Here is a 17,179-nt window from a genome sequence, read left to right as displayed (position 1 = left end):
CCCTTTTCCGTGCGCCCCTCACTCGACCTTCGGAGCGATCCTGGCCGGACCGGCCGCCGGGTCGGAGCGCAGCTTGTCGTGGAGGGCCTTGCTCTCCTCGGTGAGCTGCTGGGGCCCACTGTGCGGGGGCACGCCGGAGACGTTCGCCCCGGGTGCGTTCGGCGGCTCGTACTTGGTGGGGGCGGTCGCGGTCGTGTACGCGGTGGCCACGGCGATCACCGCGGCCAGGCTGACCACCGCGCGCGTCCGAAGCCGGGCGCGCCGCTCGCTGGAGTTCCGTACGGCGGCAGCCGGGCGCGGCTCGAGCGCCACGGCCGGCTGCAGCGCGGTGAACCTGTCGCGCAGCAGTGCGGACTGCTTCTCCGGAGCCACCGCGGCCAGCTCGGGGATCCGCGAGGCGAGCGTGGCGTGCGCGTGGAGCAGCCGGTTGCCGGCGGTGGGGGTGCTGGCCTCCGTCTCGGCGGCGGTGTCGGGCAGGTCGAGTCCCACGCCGTCGTAGAGGAGCACGGTGCGGCGGTGGTTGGTGGGCAGCGCGAGCATGGCGTCGAGGAGGATCCGGTCGGCGGGCTCGGCGGGGGGCTTGTCGGGGTGGCGGTGGGCGCGGCGGAACTGGTGCCAGGGCGAGAGCGCGTACTCGTGCACGGCCGCGCGCACCCAGCCCACCGGGTCCGGGTCGGTCGCCACCTCGGGCCAGCGGTCCCAGGCCAGCTGGAAGGCCCGGTCGACGGCCTCCAGGGCGAGGCCCCGGCGGCCGGTGAGCAGATAGGCCTGCCGGGTGAGGGCGGGGGCGGCGTGGGCGTGGAGGGCGTCGAAGTCCTCGACCGGCAGCCGGGCCGACGGCTCCTCGGGCTGCTCCTCCGGTTGCTCGGCCGGTTGTCCGGCCTGCTGCTCCGCGGGGGGCCCGTCGGCCTGCTGGCCGGTTCCGGCGGAGGTCGGCCGGGGGGTCTCGGCGGGCCCGTGGGACCCGGAGGCCTCTGCCGCGGCCGGACGCGCCTCCGCGGGGAGCGGCTCGGCGCTCCCGCCCGACTGCGGTCCCGGGGCCGCGGCGCCGAGCCGGGCGGGGCCGGGTGACGGTGTGTCGGCCGGTGCGGGCGGGTGGTCGGGCTCGGGGACGGTGGTGTGCTCGGCCGCCGGGCCCGGGGCGGCTGCCCCTGGTGCGTCGCCGGCGGCGGGCGGCGCGGAGCTCCCCGAGGACCCGGGCGGCGCGGCCGCTGCGGGTGCCGCCGCGGGCGGCGCCGGCTCGGGGTCGGCGGGTGGCTCCGCGGCCTGCTCGGCCGTGGGCTCGGGCAGGGGGCCGGTTCCGGTGAAGAGCCGTACGGCGCCCGGCGACGCGCACACATCGGATGCGAGGGCGCCGAATGACTCGGCGTCAGTGCCCGGCATGTCCGCGGCGGTGGCCTGGAGGCGGGTCAGAAAGCGGGCGTAGGCCTCCAGTTTGCGCCCGCGCGGGGCCGTACGGCCGGTTTCCCAGGAGCGGACCGTGGTCGGAGTGACGCCCACCACCGCCGCGACCTCATCGTGCGTCAGCTCCGCCGCTTCGCGCAGTCTGCGGCGCTCCTTCGGGGACGGGAGGCTCCGCTCCGCGTCGGATGCGGAGGTCGTTTCGACGCTTTGTGTCATGCCACACTCCCCGCGACCTGACCGCTCTGGGCGAAAAAGTACATAAACGTATATTGGGCGACACCACGGATATTCGCCCGTTACGCACTCATAGCGCGTGTCGAAGGCACCATGGCGGGGTGACCCAAGTGACCGAACGCGGGACCCCGTTGCAGGCGGCCCCGCGAGCCGGCCGGCGGCGCCGTTCGCCGGCCGCCGCCGCATGCGTGATCGGCGGCGCCGTGGCGGCCGGGCTCGGGCTCGGCTTCCTCGCCGTGCTCGTCATCGTCCTGTGGATCAGCTCCCCCTATCCCGACAGCGGTCCCGGCGGCGCCCTCCACCTCGCCGCGGGCCTGTGGCTGCTCGCGCACGGCACGGAGCTGGTCCGGTACGACACGCTGTCCGGCGTGCCCGCGCCCGTCGGGGTGACCCCGCTGCTGCTCGTCGCGCTGCCCGTGCTGCTGATGCGGCGGGCCGCCCGGCTGGGAAGCGCCTCCGTGGACGGCGAGGAGGGCGGCGAGGAGGTGCTGCCCGCCGGCGCCGTCTTCTCGGCCGTGCTCTGCGGGTACCTCGCGGTCGGTGCGCTCGCCACGGTGTACGCCGCCGGGGGGCCGATGCCGGCCGATCCGCTGAGTGCGGCCTGGCACGTACCGCTGGTCGCCGTGCTCGCCGCGGCCGGGGGGGTGTGGGCCGCCCGGGGGCGTCCGGTCGGGCCGCTGCCGTCCTGGCTGCCAGGGGGCGTACGGAGGGCGGTCGCGCGCCCCCGGTACGCGCGGGCGCTCCGTGCCGGGGCGGGCGGGGCGCTGGTCCTGCTGGGTGGCGGGGCGCTGCTGGTCGGCGTCTCGCTCGCGTGGCACGGGGCCGAGGCGCAGGCGTCGTTCCTGGCGCTGACCGGGGTGTGGTCGGGGCGGTTCGCGGTGCTGCTGCTGGCGGTCGCGCTGATCCCGAACGCGATGGTCTGGGGGGCGGCCTACGGGCTCGGGCCGGGCTTCGCCCTCGGCGCCGGCGCGAGCGCCACCCCGCTCGGCTTCGCCGGGTCGCCCTCGCTGCCGCGCTTCCCGCTGCTGGCCGCGCTCCCGCCCGAAGGGCCCGGGACCCCGCTGACCTGGGCGGCGGTCGGGGTGCCGGTGGTGGCCGGGCTGGCGGTGGGGTGGTTCGCGGTGCGCCGGGCGCGGGAGGTGTCGATCGGGGAGACCGCGCTCACGGCGGCCCTGGGGGCGCTGGTGTGCGGGGTGGTCATGGCCGGGCTGGCGGCTGCCTCGGCGGGGCCGATGGGGTCGCGGCAGCTCGCGGAGTTCGGGCCGGTGTGGTGGGTGGTGGGGGTGGCGGCCTTCGCGTGGACCCTTCCGGGGGTCGTGGTGGCCGTGGCGGTGCATGCGTGGCGGAACCGGCCGGTTGCGCTCGCGCTGGGCCAGGTGGAGGGCGAGGGGGAGGGCGGGTGGCACGACAGCGGGGTGCGGGAGCTCCGCTGGGAGGCCTTGCGGGCGGCGGCCGGTGGGCTGATCCCGGACATCTCCACGCCGTCGCCGTCGCCGCCGTCGCCGCCGTCGGCTGTTGCTCCGGCTGCTGCCGCTGCCGCTGCCGCGGCTCCGGTTCCGCCGGTTCCGGTGTCGCCTCCGGCGCGGGTGCTGACCGTTGTCTCCGCGGTGGGGCCGGATCTGACGGTGCCGCAGGCTGCGGAGCCGCCGTTGGTTCCGCCGGTGGTGGGGGCCCGGGTGCTGGCACGGCGCAAGCCGCCGGGGTAGCTCCGCCGGCGGGGCGGGTTCTCGGGTGCGGGGCCGTTGCCGGGGCGCTGCCCCGGACCCCGCGCCTCAAGCGCCGGCGGGGCTGGAGTTGCCCGGCTGGGCTACTGGCGGACCTTCAGGATGTCGCCCACCACGTTGTTCGGGAGCAGGGTGTTGCACTGGAGTTCCGCGGACTGGGTGAGGGCGTCGTCGCGGCAGACGTAGAAGTCCTTGTACGCCAGCTGCAAGGCGTACGAGCTCATCGCCAGCAGGATCGCCAGCGAGGCCGTGACCAGGCCGCTCACCGCCGCCGTGCGTTGCGGGCGGGCCGCCGGGCCCAGGGCCGCCAGGCCGCCGGGCCGGGGCTGGGACTGGGGCTGGTCCGGGTCGGCCGTCGCCGGGGCCGGGCGGCCGCGCAGGGCGCTGATGCCCCAGTAGAGGGCCAGCGCGCCCAGCAGCAGGCCGGCCGACGGGATGCCGAAGATCCCGAAGAAGAAGCCCCACATGCCGGCCAGCAGCGCGTACCGCGCCCGCCGCTGGACCGGGTCCGTCGGGTCCCAGCGGGCCGGGCCCCCCTGGCCGTCCGTGTTCCCCGGGTCCTCCCCGGGCTCCCGCCCCGGTCCGCCGCCGGCACCGGCGCGCGGCTGCCACGGCTGGTCCGGCCGGCCCTCCGGCGGAGCCGCGAACGGGTTGTCGTCCGTGGCGGGGGAGGAAGGCGTGGAGGGGGCGGAGGAGTCGGGCTGGCGGCGGTCCGGCATCGGGTGCGTTTCTTCCCCTGTGTCAAGGACGTCAGGGCGACGTCGAGGCGTGTATGCCAGACGCTACCGCCCGGCCGTCCCCCCGTCCCTCGGGGGCCGTCCGGTGTGCCGGTATCGTTGCAGGCGGTCGGTGGCTTCGTATGGTTCCCCGTATATCGGTACCCCGAAGTTTCGTATGACCACACAAGACGAACACCGCAATCCCGCGAGAAAGGGCCTCCCATGGCCGCCTCCCGCCTGGTCGTGCTGGTCTCCGGTTCCGGCACCAACCTCCAGGCCCTGCTCGACGCCATCGACGCCCACCCCGGCGGACCCGAGGGCTTCGGTGCCGAAGTCGTCGCCGTGGGGGCCGACCGAGAGAACATCGCGGGCCTGGAGCGGGCCGAGAAGGCCGGGATCCCCACCTTCGTGTGCCCGGTCAAGGCCTACGGGAGCCGCGAGGAGTGGGACGCCGCCCTCACCGAGGCGACCGACGCGTACGCCCCGGACCTCGTGGTGTCCGCAGGGTTCATGAAGATCGTGGGCAAGAAGTTCATCGACCGCTTCGGCGGCCGGTTCGTCAACACCCACCCCGCCCTCCTCCCCTCCTTCCCCGGTGCGCACGGCGTACGGGACGCGCTCGCCTACGGCGCGAAGGTCACCGGCTGCACGGTCCACTTCGTGGACAGCGGCGTGGACACCGGTCCGATCATCGCCCAAGGTGTGGTCGAGGTGCGGGACGAGGACGACGAAGCCGCTCTCCATGAGCGCATCAAGGAAGTCGAGCGCCAGCTGCTCGTCGACGTCGTGGGGCGCCTGGCCCGGCACGGCTACCGCATTGAGGGACGAAAGGTAACGATCCAGTGACCGCCGCAGACACCGCAGCGAGCAACGACCCGACCACGAACCAGCGGCCGATCCGGCGTGCGCTCATCAGCGTCTACGACAAGACGGGACTGGAAGACCTGGCCCGCGGCCTGCACGAGGCGGGCGTCTCGCTCGTCTCCACCGGTTCCACCGCCTCGAAGATCGCCGCCGCCGGAGTGCCCGTCACCAAGGTCGAGGAGCTCACCGGCTTCCCCGAGTGCCTGGACGGCCGCGTCAAGACCCTGCACCCGCGCGTACACGCCGGCATCCTCGCCGACCTGCGCCTGGAGGACCACCGCAACCAGCTCGCCGAGCTGGGCGTGGAGCCCTTCGACCTGGTGGTCGTCAACCTCTACCCGTTCCTGGCCACCGTCCAGTCGGGTGCCACTCCCGACGAGTGCGTGGAGCAGATCGACATCGGCGGTCCGTCGATGGTCCGCGCCGCCGCCAAGAACCACCCGTCGGTCGCCGTCGTCACCAGCCCGGCCCGCTACGCCGACGTGATCGCGGCCGCCCAGGGCGGCGGCTTCGACCTCACCGCCCGCAAGCGGCTCGCGGCCGAGGCCTTCCAGAACACCGCCGCCTACGACGTGGCCGTGGCCTCCTGGTTCACGAACGCGTACGCGCCGGAAGAGGGCGCCGTCCTCCCCGAGTTCCTCGCGGGCGCCTGGGAGCGCAAGTCGACCCTCCGCTACGGCGAGAACCCGCACCAGGCGGCCGCCCTCTACACGGACGGTCAGCCGGGCGGCATCGCCAACGCCGAGCAGCTGCACGGCAAGGAGATGTCCTTCAACAACTACGTGGACACCGAGGCCGCCCGCCGCGCCGCCTACGACCACGAAGAGCCATGCGTCGCGATCATCAAGCACGCCAACCCGTGCGGCATCGCCGTGGACGCGACCGACGTCGCCGCGGCCCACCGCAAGGCGCACGCCTGCGACCCGCTGTCGGCCTTCGGCGGCGTCATCGCCGTCAACCGCCCGGTGACCGTCGAGCTCGCCGAGCAGGTCGCGGAGATCTTCACCGAGGTCATCGCCGCCCCCGCCTACGAAGAGGGCGCGGTCGAGATCCTGGCCAAGAAGAAGAACATCCGCGTGCTCAAGGTGGACGGCACCCCGCACCAGCCGGGCGACCTGAAGCCGGTCTCCGGCGGCGCGCTGCTCCAGCAGTCCGATGTCTTCCAGGCCGAGGGGGACGACCCGGCCAACTGGACCCTCGCCACCGGCGACGCCCTCTCCGCCGACGAGCTCGCCGAGCTGGTCTTCGCGTGGAAGGCCTGCCGGGCCGTCAAGTCCAACGCGATCCTGCTCGCCAAGGACGGCGCCTCGGTCGGCGTCGGCATGGGCCAGGTCAACCGCGTGGACTCGGCGAAGCTCGCCGTCGAGCGGGCGGGCGCCGAGCGCGCGCAGGGCTCGTACGCCGCCTCCGACGCCTTCTTCCCCTTCCCGGACGGGCTGGAGATCCTGACGGCCGCGGGCATCAAGGCCGTGGTCCAGCCGGGCGGTTCGGTCCGCGACGAGCAGGTCGTCGAGGCCGCGAAGAAGGCCGGCGTGACGATGTACTTCACCGGCACCCGCCACTTCTTCCACTGACACCGGCGCCGGGGCCCCGACACGGGGTCCCGGTTCCGCAACGGCGAAGGCCGCGCCCCGCATTGCAGCGGGTCGCGGCCTTCGCCGTGCGTGCCGTACGACTCGTACGGGTCGTGCGGGGATCAGAAGCGCGGACGCTTGAACCAGGAGGCGCCGGGGGCGGAGACCATGGCCGCGAGGATGAGGCCGCCGATGGCGAGGCTGACGACGCCGCCGGCCGCACCCTGGCCGCCGTTGGCGGACGTGTTGGCGAAGTTCATGATGCCGCCGAGGATCGTCAGGGCCGCGTAGACGATCGAGGTGATGCGGACGCCGTTGCCGCCCTTGGCGTACTTGGCGCCGAGGACGACGGCCAGCACGCCGAGGGCGAGGATGAAGAGGCCGAGGGCGATCACGACGCCGCCGACCACGTCACCGGCCGCGCCGCTGTCCGTGGTGGACAGCGCGGCTCCGCCGAGCAGCGCGACGAGGCCGAGGATGATCTGGAGGCCGCCGACGACGAAGAGGAGCACGCGCGCCGTCTTCACCATGCCGGGCATCTCCATGGGCATGCCCGGGTAGCCGCCGGGGCCGCCGGGGTACGCCGGGTAGCCCTGGGGCGCGCCCTGCTGCGGGTAGGCGTAGCCGCCCTGCGGCGGGACGCCCTGCGGGGCCTGCTGCGGGTAGCCGTAGCCGGGCTGGCCCTGCGGGGGCTGCTGTCCGTACGGGTTGTTCGGGTCGCCGAAGCTCATTTGGGGTGTTCCTCCGTGGAAGTGCGGGGACGCACGGCAAACGCGCGGAGGAATTCTGCATCTTGCGGTCCGCCCCCCGGCCCTGCCCGCGGCACTCTTTTCCCTGCATCGTCGTCCGCCCGACCTTGACTTGTCCAGTTGGTTCGCGCGGGGCCGGGGAATCGTTGCGCAAGTGCATTGACTTCATTCCCTGCCCGTCGGCAAGGGAGTTCCACTCCCACGGGTGGCTTTTCCTGCTTCACCACGGACCGCCCCGATCGAGAGGAGGACTCCCGTTGAGGTCTTGCGCCCGTTCCACAGGCAGCGACCGGTTGCTGATCTTTTCTCCGGTCGACAGGGCGACGAGGGACATCAGCCCCATGTCGATGCCCACGATGTTCGTGGTGTTTGGCGGAGACGGGGGAGTGTCCTCGCAGAGCAGGGATACGAACCACCGCCCGGCGCTGTGATGGGACACGGTCACCGTCGTCGGCACCGCATCCGCAGGCAGCGGACGTGACCAAACGACATCCAACGGCTCGGGCATCTTCGCCAGAGTCAGGCGACCGTCCACGTAGCGGAACGCGCTGCGCGTGTACTCCGCCGAGCCTCGCGACTTCCGCTTCGACTTGAAGCGGGGGTGCTTCGACCGCTTCCCCCAGAAGCCCACGAAGGCTGCCTGGAGAGGCCGCAGCGCCTGCTGGAGTGGCACTGAGGACACCTCGGCCAGGTAGCTGAGATCCTCGGTCCGCTTCCACGCCGTGAGCATCGCAGACGTCTCGCCGTAGCCGACCCGTTCTCGACGCACCGACCAGGCCTCACTCCGGGCGGCGAGCGCCAGGTTGTAGACCTTGCGGACGCAGCCGAAGGTCCGTGACGGCTCAGCTGCCTGCACCTCCGTCGGATAGAAGCGGTATCGGAAGGCACGCTTCACGGAACAAACCGCCATGACCAGGACGCTAGGGTCGGTCGCGATCCGAACGCAAGCGCGGGTGAGAGCGTCACGCAGCGGTATGACGCCAACGGTTTCGAGTCCGGGCACGCGTTTCCTTGCCTGGATGAAACCGAGCCCGCCAACCGGAGAGGGGCTCGAGCGGGCCGTGACTGGAACCGGGGCCGCTCCATCCGGGAGGATGGGTACATGACCGCCCAGATTCTCGATGGCAAGGCCACCGCGGCCGCGATCAAGTCCGAACTGACCGCCCGTGTGGCGGCCCTGAAGGCCCGGGGCACCACCCCCGGCCTCGGCACCCTGCTGGTCGGCGACGACCCGGGCAGCCGCTGGTACGTCAACGGCAAGCACCGGGACTGCGCCGAGGTCGGCATCGCCTCCATCCAGCGCGAACTGCCCGAGACGGCCTCCCAGGAGGACATCGAGGCGGTCGTCCGGGAGCTCAACGACAACCCGGAGTGCACGGGCTACATCGTCCAACTCCCGCTGCCCAAGGGCATCGACACCAACCGGGTCCTTGAGCTGATGGATCCGCTCAAGGACGCCGACGGCCTGCACCCCATGTCGCTCGGCCGGCTGGTGCTGAACGAGCCGGGTCCGCTGCCCTGCACCCCGTACGGCATCGTCGAGCTGCTGCGCCACCACGACGTCGAGATCAACGGCGCGCACGTCGTCGTCCTCGGCCGCGGCATCACCGTCGGGCGCTCCATCGGCCTGCTGCTGACCCGCAAGTCCGAGAACGCCACAGTGACCCTCTGCCACACCGGTACGCGCGACCTGTCCGGGCTGCTGCGCCAGGCCGACATCGTCGTCGCGGCGGCCGGCGTCCCGCACCTGGTCAAGCCGGAGGACGTGAAGCCCGGCGCGGCCGTGCTCGACGTGGGCGTCAGCCGCGACGAGAACGGCAAGATCGTCGGCGACGTGCACCCGGGCGTCGCCGAGGTGGCGGCCTGGATCTCCCCGAACCCGGGCGGTGTCGGCCCCATGACGCGCGCCCAGCTGCTGGTCAATGTCGTCGAGGCGGCGGAGCGGAGCACCAGTGCAGGCTGAACCCGATGCGGAGCAGGCGGCAGGGGGGCGGCCGCCCGGTTCCCGCCGCTTCCCCTCCGTCACCCGGGACACCGCCCGCCCCGAGGGCAGCGGCCGCGCCGTGCCCGGTGCGGTGTCCACGCCCGCCCGCCAGTGGCCGATGCTCAGCGTGCTCGCGGCGACCGCGGCCGGGCTGCTGACCACGGCGCTGGGGCACCCGCGCATAGGCACCCTGGTGATCGGCATCGCCCTGATCGCGGCCTCCGCGATGCGGCGGCTGCTTCCCTCGGTGGGGATGCTCGCGGTGCGCTCCCGCTTCACGGACATGGTCACGTACGGGCTGCTGGGCGTGGCGATCACGCTGCTCGCGCTGGTGATCGAGCCCAAGCCGCCGCTGGAGATCCCGTTCCTGGAGGACGCGGTCCGCTTCACCGTGCGCTGAGCCCCCTGGAGGCCGGAGGAGAGGCCGGAAGGGGAGGCCGGAAGGGGGCCCGAAGGGTGAGCCGCGAGAGGAAGGCCCGAAGGGGAATCCCCCCGCGGACCCCGGAAGGGAGGCCCGGGGATAGCCCGAAAGGGTCGATGTGCAGGGCGGGAACCACCCTTCCGCCTTCGAACCCTCCGGTTCGTGTGCCATGCACCACAGGGACCGGGGGATCGAGCCGCTCGAAGGTCGGATAGCCTGACGGCGGATGTCTCTTCACATCAAGATTCACTGGGGAGCGGCGTCCTCCAGCACATGGGGCGGGACGCCCCAACCGCCAGCTGTCTAACGGAGAAGGCCATGACCCGCACTCCCGTGAATGTCACCGTCACCGGCGCCGCCGGCCAGATCGGCTACGCGCTGCTCTTCCGCATCGCGTCCGGCCACCTGCTCGGCGCGGACGTGCCGGTCAAGCTCCGCCTCCTGGAGATCCCCCAGGGCATGAAGGCCGCCGAGGGCACCGCCATGGAGCTCGACGACTGCGCCTTCCCGCTCCTCAAGGGCATCGACATCTTCGACGACCCGAACCAGGGCTTCGCCGGCGCCAACGTCGCGCTGCTCGTGGGCGCCCGCCCGCGCACCAAGGGCATGGAGCGCGGTGACCTGCTCTCCGCCAACGGCGGCATCTTCAAGCCGCAGGGCGCCGCCATCAACGCGAACGCCGCGGACGACATCAAGGTCCTGGTCGTGGGCAACCCGGCCAACACCAACGCGCTCATCGCGCAGGCCGCCGCCCCGGACGTACCGGCCGAGCGCTTCACCGCGATGACCCGCCTGGACCACAACCGCGCGATCACGCAGCTGGCCCAGAAGACCGGCTCGGACGTCACCGACATCAAGCGCCTCACCATCTGGGGCAACCACTCGGCGACCCAGTACCCCGACATCTTCCACGCGGAGATCGCCGGCAAGAACGCCGCCGAGGTCGTCAACGACGAGGTGTGGCTCGCCGAGAACTTCATCCCGACTGTCGCCAAGCGCGGCGCCGCGATCATCGACGCCCGTGGCGCCTCCTCGGCCGCCTCGGCCGCCAACGCCGCCATCGACCACGTCCACACCTGGGTCAACGGCACGGCCGCCGGCGACTGGACCTCGATGGGCATCCCGTCGGACGGCTCCTACGGCGTCCCGGAGGGCATCATCTCCTCCTTCCCCGTCACCACCAAGGACGGCAAGTACGAGATCGTCCAGGGCCTGGACATCAACGAGTTCTCCCGGAAGCGCATTGACGCCTCCGTGGCGGAGCTCGTCGAGGAGCGCGACGCGGTGCGCGAGCTCGGCCTGATCTGATCCCGGATCGCTTCACCGGAACGCCCCGGCGGGTTCACCCGCCGGGGCGTTCCGCGTTCCCGGGGCCGGCCCGGTGCGGACCCCCGTACCGCGCCGGGCCGGTCCGGCGCGGGATCAGGCCTTGTACATGCCCGGCTTGTAGTGGCCCGGCACCAGGCGGGTGGTGACGCCGATGCGGTTCCAGACGTTGATCGTCGCGATGACGGCGATCAGCTGGGCCAGCTCGCGCTCCTCGAAGTGCTTGGCGGCCTTCTCGTACACCTCGTCGGGCACGAAGCCGTCGGTCAGCACGGTGACGGCCTCGGTGAGCTCGATCGCGGCGAGCTCCTTCTCCGTGTAGAAGTGCCGCGACTCCTCCCACGCGGGCAGCAGCACGATCCGCTCGACGCTTTCGCCCGCCGCGATGGCGTCCTTGGTGTGCATGTCGATGCAGAAGGCGCAGTGGTTGATCTGCGAGGCTCGGATCTTCACGAGCTCGACGAGGGCCGGGTCGAGGCCCTTCTTGGCGGCGATCTCCAGGGCCAGGACGGCCTTGTAGACCTCGGGGGCGACCTTCGCCATCTGCATGCGGGGCGTGTGCTCGTGTGCGTTCTGTGTCTCGGTCATGTGATCAACCCTAGGGGCCGGGCGGCCCACCGATATGGTCCATATCCATGACGGATTCCCGGGCCACTTTCGGTGCCGACCTGCATCTGGACCTCTCCGCCGGGCGCGGCCTGCGGGCCGGGCTCACCGAGGCGCTGCGCGAGGCCGCGCGCAGCGGGCGGCTGGCGGCCGGCACCCGGCTGCCGTCCTCGCGGTCGCTCGCCGTCGACCTGGGAATCGCGCGGAACACGGTCGCGGAGGCGTACGCCGAGCTCGTCGCCGAGGGCTGGCTGACGGCCCGCCAGGGCTCCGGGACCCGGGTCGCCGAACGGGCCCGGCCGCGCCGGACCGCGGCCGCCGCCACCGGCCGGGTACGGCGTCCCGCGCGCGGCGGGCCCGCGCACGACCTCCAGCCCGGCTCCCCGGACCTGAGCGGCTTCCCGCGCGCGGCCTGGCTCTCGGCGGCCCGGCGCGCGCTGACCAACGCGCCGAACGAGGCCTTCGGGTACGCGGTCGACGCGCGCGGCCGGACCGAACTGCGGGAGGCCCTCGCCGGGTACCTGGCACGGGCGCGCGGGGTGTACGCCGACCCGGAACGGATCGTGCTGTGCGCCGGGTTCGTGCACGGGCTGTCCCTGCTGGCGGGGGCGCTGCGGGCGCGGCGGGTGCGGGAGGTGGCGGTGGAGGGGTACGGGCTGGACATCCACCGCGACCTGCTCGTGAAGGCGGGGCTGCGGACGCGTCCGCTGGGCGTGGACGCGGAGGGCGCCCGTACGGGCGAACTGGGCGCGGGCGGGCCGGGCGTGGGCGCGGTGCTGCTGACCCCCGCGCACCAGTTCCCGACCGGCGTCGCGCTGACCCCGGCCCGGCGGGCGGCCGCCGTGGACTGGGCCCGGACCACGGGCGGGCTGATCCTGGAGGACGACTACGACGGGGAGTTCCGCTACGACCGCCAGCCGGTCGGGGCGCTGCAGGGACTGGACCCGGACCGGGTCGTGTACCTGGGCACGGCCAGCAAGTCCCTCGCGCCGGGGCTGCGCATCGGGTGGATGGTGCTCCCGCCGGGGCTGGTGGAGGAGGTCCTGGCCGTCAAGGGCCCGACCGACTGGACCTCCAGCGCGCTGGAGCAGCTCACGCTCGCGGAGTTCATCACCTCCGGGGCGTACGACCGGCACGTGCGCGGCATGCGGCTGCGGTACCGGCGGCGGCGGGACGAGCTGGTGGCGGCGGTGGGGGACCGGGTCGGGGTGTCGGGGATCGCGGCGGGGCTGCACGCCGTGCTGGACCTCCCGGAGGGGGCGACGGAACGCTCGGTGATCCAGTCGGCGGCCTGGCAGGACCTCGTCCTGGACGGCCTGTCCCGCCACCGCCACCCCGAGGCGGACCTCCCGCCGCGCCCGGCGGTGGTCGTCGGCTACGGGACCCCGTCGGACAGCGCGTGGAACCCTGCGCTGGCCGCGCTGTCCGCGGTGCTGCCGTAGGGAGTGTGCGGCGCCGCTGTCGGAGGCGCGGGGTCCGGGGCGGAGCCCCGGTTCGGGAAGGGGCGGGGTGGGGGAAAGCCCCGCGCAGCGGTGCGGCTGAGCCTCCCGGGCAGGCTCCGGCCCCGCGCAGCGGCACGGCACCCCCGGTTCACGCCGGGGCCGGGTCCGCCGGGGCCGGGGGTTCGCCGAAGCGGGCCAGTGCCAGGGCTCCCGCCAGGGCCACCGCGAAGCCCAGCACCGCGAGCCACGTCAGGCCCTCGCGGGTGCGGTCGCCGAGCCAGGCCACGCCCACCACCGCCGGGCCGATCGTCTCGCCGAGCACCATCCCGGCCGTCGCCGCCGTCACGGAACCGCGCGCCAGCGCCGAGGTGAGCAGGAGGAACGCCGCGCCGCCGCCCAGCAGGAGGGCGTACAGCGCGGGGTTGAGCAGCTCCCGCAGGGAGAAGGAGTCGATGAGCCGCACCGACACCTCCACCACCCCGAACCCCGTCCCCGAGGCCAGGCCGAGGACGAGGGCCCGCGGTCCGTCGGGGAGCCGGCCGGCCGCCGCGCCCACGGCCAGCACCATCACCGCCACCCCCAGCAGCCCCAGCTTGAGGGCCAGGGAGCCCTCCCCTGAGCCCTCCTCCCCGGAGGAGAGCCCCAGCATCAGCAGCCCCGCGCACACCACCCACACCGCGCCCCACTCCGTACGCGAGAGCCGGACCTTCAGCAGCCGCGAGGCGACCACCGCCGTCACGGCCAGGCTCGCCGCCAGCGCGGCCCCCACCGTGTAGATGGGGACGTGGCGCAGCGCGATGATCTGGAGCACGAACCCGGCCGCGTCCAGGCCGAGGCCGGCGAGATACCGCCACTGGCGGGCCGCCCGCATCAGCAGCGCCGGGTCCACCCCGGAGCCCGTCCCGGGCTCCGCGGCCCGCGCCGCCATCGCCTGCAGAACGGACGCCGTACCGAAGCAGACCGCCGCACCCAGCGCGCAAATCATCCCAATGAGCACGAACTGACTCTAGGTCACGGTTTCTGCGACGGCCGGATTCCGTCGCCCCGGGGCACCGCTCTACTCTGTCCCGCAGTACGCCGGGTCCCAGGGGGAGCAGCAGACATGGACAGCAGCAACACCAGCCAGCGCCGCATGCGCTCCGGCGCGGTCGCCCTCGGCGGCATGGGCCTGCTCGCGGCGACCCTCGTCGCCTGCGGCAGCAGCGACGAGCCGGACAAGCGCTGCGCGTCCCGCTCCACGCTGGAGCACCTGAACAGCAAGGAGTGCAAGAGCGGCGGCCGCGGCTCGTACTACTACGGCGGCACCGTCAAGGCCGGCAACGGCCGGGCCTACGTCTCCGGCGGCAGCTTCGACAAGTCCGCCGTCACCCGCGGCGGCATCGGCGGGCACAGCAGCTCCGGCTCCAGCGGCGGCTGAGGAACACGGGACCAGGCACATGAAGCGGCACACCATCGAGCCCCGCCCCGACTGGCAGAAGACCGTCGAGGAGCAGGGGCTGATCTACCCCCTCACCCGCTACCCCGACGACTCGCTGCGCCCCTACTGGGACGAGAGCGCGTACTACTCCTTCTCCCTCCCCGAAGTGGAGGCGCTGGAGAACGTCGTCGAGGAGCTGCACGCCATGTGCCTGGCGGCGGCCGCACACATCGTCGACCACGACCGCTTCGCCGACCTCGGCATCACCGACGCGAAGCTCGCCGCGCTCATCGCCGACTCCTGGCGGCGCCGCGCCGAACAGCCCTCCCTCTACGGCCGCTTCGACCTGCGCTACGACGGCAGCGGCAGCCCCGCCAAGCTGCTGGAGTACAACGCCGACACCCCGACCTCCCTCGTGGAGGCGGCGAGCCCGCAGTGGTTCTGGATGGAGGAGCGCTTCCCCGGCGCCGACCAGTGGAACTCCCTCCACGAGCGCCTCGTCGACGCCTGGCGCCGGCAGGCCGAACTGCTGCCGCAGGGCGTGCTGCACTTCGCCCACTCCGAGACCGACGAACTCGGCGAGGACCTGATGACGGTCGCCTACCTCCAGGAGACCGCGGAGCAGGCCGGCATCGAGACCCACGCCCTGTCCGTCGAGCAGATCGGCTGGGACAGCCTCACCGGCCGGTTCGTGGACGACAAGCTCCGCTTCATCCGCGGCTGCTTCAAGCTCTACCCGTGGGAGTGGCTGGCCACGGACGAGTTCGGCCCGCAGGTCCTCGGTACGTACGACCTCGGCGGCGGCAGCGGTTCCACCTGCTGGATCGAGCCGCTGTGGAAGATGCTGCTCTCCAACAAGGCGCTGCTCGCGATCCTCTGGGAGCTCTTCCCGGAGCACCCGAACCTGCTGCCCGCCTACCTCGACGGACCGCGCGAGCTCGCCGGCACCACCGGTTACGTCGCGAAGCCGCTGCTGGGCCGCGAAGGCGCCGGCGTCACCCTCCACGAGGCGGGCGGCGACGGGGAGCCGTTCACGCCGGAGGAGGGCGAGCGGTACTGCTTCCAGGGTCTCGCCCCGCTGCCGGACTTCGACGGCAACCGGGTGGTGCTCGGCGCGTGGGTCGTCGAGGACGAGGCGGCGGGGCTCGGCATCCGCGAATCCGCGGGGCCGGTCACGGACGAGTACGCCCGCTTCCTCCCGCACGTGATCCTGTAGGGCGGGCCCGGCCGGGCGGGCCTCCCGGCCGGCGGAGCCCGGCGGCCCCGCCCTCCGGTCCTCCGGGTGCCGGGCGGCTACGCGGACAGCACCGACCGGAGCTGGTCCAGGCCCCAGTCCAGGTCCTCCTTGCTGATCACCAGCGGCGGGGCGATGCGGATCGTCGACCCGTGGGTGTCCTTCACCAGCACCCCCAGCTCCATCAGCTTCTCGGAGATGTCCCGGCCCGTCCCGCGCGAGGGGTCGATGTCGACGCCCGCCCAGAGTCCGCGCCCCCGCACGGCCGTCACCGCACCCCCGCCGACCAGCAGGTTCAGCTCACGGTGCAGGTGGTCGCCCAGCTCGGTGGCGCGCTGCTGGTACTCGCCGGTGCGCAGCATCGCGATCACCTCCAGGGCGACGGCGCAGGCGAGCGGGTTCCCGCCGAAGGTGGAGCCGTGCTCGCCAGGCCTGAACACCCCGAGCACGTCCCGGTCGGCGACGACCGCCGACACCGGCACCACGCCGCCGCCGAGCGCCTTGCCCAGGATGTAGACGTCCGGGACGACGCCCTCGTGCTCGCAGGCGAAGGTCTTCCCGGTCCGGCCGAGGCCCGACTGGATCTCGTCCGCCATGAACAGGACGTTCCGCTCGCGCGTGAGGTCCCGTACGCCCTGGAGGTATCCGGCGGGCGGCACCAGCACCCCCGCCTCGCCCTGGATCGGCTCCAGCAGCACGGCCACCGTGTTCTCGGTGACGGCGTGCGCCAGCGCGGTGAGGTCGCCGTACGGGACGATCTCGAAGCCGGGGGTGTACGGGCCGAAGTGGTCGCGGGCGTCGTGGTCCGTGGAGAAGGAGACGATGGTGGTGGTCCGGCCGTGGAAGTTGTCGGCCGCGACCACGATCTTGGCGTGCCCGTCCGGGACGCCCTTGACCTCGTAGCCCCACTTGCGCGCGGTCTTCACGGCCGTCTCCACGGCCTCCGCGCCCGTGTTCATCGGCAGCACCATGTCCTTGCCGCACAGGGCGGCGAGCTCGGTGCAGAAATCGGCGAACCTGGCGTGGTGGAAGGCGCGCGAGGTGAGCGTGACCCGCTCCAGCTGCGCGTGGGCGGCGTCGAGCAGCCGGCGGTGGCCGTGCCCGAAGTTGAGCGCCGAATAGCCTGCGAGCATGTCGAGGTAGCGGCGGCCCTCCACGTCGGTCATCCACGCGCCTTCCGCGGAGGCGACGACGACGGGCAGCGGGTGGTAGTTGTGCGCGCTGTGCGCGTCGGCGGAACGGATGGCATCAGCAGTTGTCGACACGGGGTCTCCGATCGTCCGTCAGGCCTGTGACGAGGGTGGCGTCACTTTCCATCCTCGCTCGTATACCGGGCGGAGAAACCTTTCTCGTGGCGCGCCCGCTAAGGTGGGCGGTACGCACGGCGACTGGCGTACGGAGAACCAACTCCGGGGGAGTCGTGCGCGCACGACCGCTATCAGGGCCGCTCGCCTGGGCCTCGCGGGGACGAGACACGAAAT

Annotated in this window: 15 protein-coding genes, 1 pseudogene and 1 riboswitch; of the genes and pseudogenes, 9 read left to right on the top strand and 7 right to left on the bottom strand. The window is 73.2% G+C overall.

Going from position 1 to position 17,179, the window contains the following annotated elements:
• Positions 1-18: 18 nt before the first annotated feature.
• Entirely contained in the window at positions 19-1,620 is a 1,602-nt protein-coding gene (locus ACIGFK_RS31725) for a helix-turn-helix domain-containing protein (protein WP_400054569.1), read from the bottom strand.
• Between the two features lie 119 nt (positions 1,621-1,739).
• Here ACIGFK_RS31725 and ACIGFK_RS31720 point away from each other — a divergent pair, with 119 nt between their 5' ends.
• Complete coding sequence (locus ACIGFK_RS31720) at positions 1,740-3,344, top strand: DUF6350 family protein (protein ID WP_400054568.1); 1,605 nt, start codon at positions 1,740-1,742, stop codon at positions 3,342-3,344.
• 101 nt (positions 3,345-3,445) lie between these two features.
• On the opposite strand, the gene ACIGFK_RS31715 is transcribed toward ACIGFK_RS31720, so the two are convergent.
• A complete protein-coding gene (locus ACIGFK_RS31715) occupies positions 3,446-4,081 on the bottom strand; it encodes a hypothetical protein (RefSeq protein ID WP_376660846.1) in 636 nt (211 codons plus the stop codon).
• Between the two features lie 222 nt (positions 4,082-4,303).
• Between ACIGFK_RS31715 and purN the strand changes: the two genes are divergently transcribed.
• Positions 4,304-4,927, top strand: coding sequence for a phosphoribosylglycinamide formyltransferase (gene purN / locus ACIGFK_RS31710; RefSeq protein WP_376660847.1), 624 nt, complete (start codon positions 4,304-4,306; stop codon positions 4,925-4,927).
• Positions 4,924-6,519 (top strand): bifunctional phosphoribosylaminoimidazolecarboxamide formyltransferase/IMP cyclohydrolase, encoded by a 1,596-nt coding sequence (purH, locus tag ACIGFK_RS31705; protein ID WP_400054566.1) that lies wholly within the window; start codon positions 4,924-4,926, stop codon positions 6,517-6,519. The genes purN and purH overlap by 4 nt, the downstream gene beginning before the upstream one ends.
• Positions 6,520-6,641: 122 nt before the next feature.
• Here purH and ACIGFK_RS31700 read toward each other — a convergent pair whose 3' ends face one another.
• Together ACIGFK_RS31700 and ACIGFK_RS31695 are read right to left on the bottom strand one after the other, a co-directional pair.
• Positions 6,642-7,250, bottom strand: coding sequence for a hypothetical protein (locus ACIGFK_RS31700; protein ID WP_376662313.1), 609 nt, complete (start codon positions 7,248-7,250; stop codon positions 6,642-6,644).
• Between the two features lie 310 nt (positions 7,251-7,560).
• A pseudogene (locus tag ACIGFK_RS31695) lies at positions 7,561-8,178 on the bottom strand (RNA-guided endonuclease InsQ/TnpB family protein); the annotation flags it as partial.
• 192 nt (positions 8,179-8,370) lie between these two features.
• On the opposite strand from ACIGFK_RS31695, the gene ACIGFK_RS31690 reads away from it, so the two are divergent.
• The 3 genes from ACIGFK_RS31690 to ACIGFK_RS31680 all read left to right on the top strand — a co-directional run bounded on the left by ACIGFK_RS31690 (position 8,371) and on the right by ACIGFK_RS31680 (position 10,981).
• Positions 8,371-9,231: a bifunctional methylenetetrahydrofolate dehydrogenase/methenyltetrahydrofolate cyclohydrolase gene (locus ACIGFK_RS31690; RefSeq protein ID WP_376662314.1), complete on the top strand. Its 861-nt coding sequence runs from the start codon at positions 8,371-8,373 to the stop codon at positions 9,229-9,231.
• Positions 9,221-9,652: a DUF3017 domain-containing protein gene (locus tag ACIGFK_RS31685; protein WP_376662315.1), complete on the top strand. Its 432-nt coding sequence runs from the start codon at positions 9,221-9,223 to the stop codon at positions 9,650-9,652. The genes ACIGFK_RS31690 and ACIGFK_RS31685 overlap by 11 nt, the downstream gene beginning before the upstream one ends.
• Before the next feature lie 339 nt (positions 9,653-9,991).
• Positions 9,992-10,981, top strand: a complete 990-nt coding sequence (locus ACIGFK_RS31680; protein ID WP_376662316.1) for a malate dehydrogenase — start codon at positions 9,992-9,994, stop codon at positions 10,979-10,981.
• A 114-nt stretch (positions 10,982-11,095) separates the two neighbouring features.
• Here ACIGFK_RS31680 and ACIGFK_RS31675 read toward each other — a convergent pair whose 3' ends face one another.
• A complete protein-coding gene (locus tag ACIGFK_RS31675) occupies positions 11,096-11,587 on the bottom strand; it encodes a carboxymuconolactone decarboxylase family protein (protein WP_400054563.1) in 492 nt (163 codons plus the stop codon).
• 47 nt (positions 11,588-11,634) lie between these two features.
• On the opposite strand from ACIGFK_RS31675, the gene ACIGFK_RS31670 reads away from it, so the two are divergent.
• A complete protein-coding gene (locus ACIGFK_RS31670) occupies positions 11,635-13,047 on the top strand; it encodes a PLP-dependent aminotransferase family protein (RefSeq protein ID WP_400054562.1) in 1,413 nt (470 codons plus the stop codon).
• A gap of 148 nt (positions 13,048-13,195) precedes the next feature.
• Here ACIGFK_RS31670 and ACIGFK_RS31665 read toward each other — a convergent pair whose 3' ends face one another.
• Positions 13,196-14,032: a hypothetical protein gene (locus ACIGFK_RS31665; RefSeq protein ID WP_376661945.1), complete on the bottom strand. Its 837-nt coding sequence runs from the start codon at positions 14,030-14,032 to the stop codon at positions 13,196-13,198.
• 117 nt (positions 14,033-14,149) lie between these two features.
• Here ACIGFK_RS31665 and ACIGFK_RS31660 point away from each other — a divergent pair, with 117 nt between their 5' ends.
• Both ACIGFK_RS31660 and ACIGFK_RS31655 read left to right on the top strand, forming a co-directional pair.
• Positions 14,150-14,464 carry a hypothetical protein gene (locus ACIGFK_RS31660; protein ID WP_376661941.1) on the top strand — a complete coding sequence of 105 codons (315 nt, stop codon included), beginning with the start codon at positions 14,150-14,152 and terminating at the stop codon, positions 14,462-14,464.
• Positions 14,465-14,483: 19 nt separating this feature from the next.
• The gene (locus ACIGFK_RS31655) at positions 14,484-15,680 is read left to right on the top strand and encodes a glutathionylspermidine synthase family protein (protein WP_376661942.1); all 1,197 of its coding nucleotides are present in this window, start codon (positions 14,484-14,486) and stop codon (positions 15,678-15,680) included.
• 77 nt (positions 15,681-15,757) lie between these two features.
• Here the strand turns inward: ACIGFK_RS31655 and rocD are convergent, their stop codons facing one another.
• A complete protein-coding gene (gene rocD, locus ACIGFK_RS31650) occupies positions 15,758-16,963 on the bottom strand; it encodes an ornithine--oxo-acid transaminase (RefSeq protein WP_376661943.1) in 1,206 nt (401 codons plus the stop codon).
• Between the two features lie 109 nt (positions 16,964-17,072).
• Positions 17,073-17,163, top strand: a riboswitch (ZMP/ZTP riboswitch).
• Positions 17,164-17,179: the final 16 nt, after the last annotated feature.

The organism is Streptomyces sp. NPDC085524 (genome assembly GCF_044541755.1).
Taxonomy (GTDB): domain Bacteria; phylum Actinomycetota; class Actinomycetes; order Streptomycetales; family Streptomycetaceae; genus Streptomyces.
This window is presented reverse-complemented; position numbering and strand designations above follow the sequence as displayed.

Coding starts and splice junctions, on each gene's coding strand:
- ACIGFK_RS31725 (WP_400054569.1), bottom strand. CDS start 1,620: ATGACACAAAGCGTCGAAACGACCTCCGCATCCGACGCGGAGCGGAGC.
- ACIGFK_RS31715 (WP_376660846.1), bottom strand. CDS start 4,081: ATGCCGGACCGCCGCCAGCCCGACTCCTCCGCCCCCTCCACGCCTTCC.
- ACIGFK_RS31675 (WP_400054563.1), bottom strand. CDS start 11,587: ATGACCGAGACACAGAACGCACACGAGCACACGCCCCGCATGCAGATG.
- ACIGFK_RS31690 (WP_376662314.1), top strand. CDS start 8,371: ATGACCGCCCAGATTCTCGATGGCAAGGCCACCGCGGCCGCGATCAAG.
- purN (WP_376660847.1), top strand. CDS start 4,304: ATGGCCGCCTCCCGCCTGGTCGTGCTGGTCTCCGGTTCCGGCACCAAC.
- ACIGFK_RS31660 (WP_376661941.1), top strand. CDS start 14,150: ATGGACAGCAGCAACACCAGCCAGCGCCGCATGCGCTCCGGCGCGGTC.
- ACIGFK_RS31700 (WP_376662313.1), bottom strand. CDS start 7,250: ATGAGCTTCGGCGACCCGAACAACCCGTACGGACAGCAGCCCCCGCAG.
- ACIGFK_RS31670 (WP_400054562.1), top strand. CDS start 11,635: ATGACGGATTCCCGGGCCACTTTCGGTGCCGACCTGCATCTGGACCTC.
- ACIGFK_RS31680 (WP_376662316.1), top strand. CDS start 9,992: ATGACCCGCACTCCCGTGAATGTCACCGTCACCGGCGCCGCCGGCCAG.
- ACIGFK_RS31655 (WP_376661942.1), top strand. CDS start 14,484: ATGAAGCGGCACACCATCGAGCCCCGCCCCGACTGGCAGAAGACCGTC.
- ACIGFK_RS31665 (WP_376661945.1), bottom strand. CDS start 14,032: ATGATTTGCGCGCTGGGTGCGGCGGTCTGCTTCGGTACGGCGTCCGTT.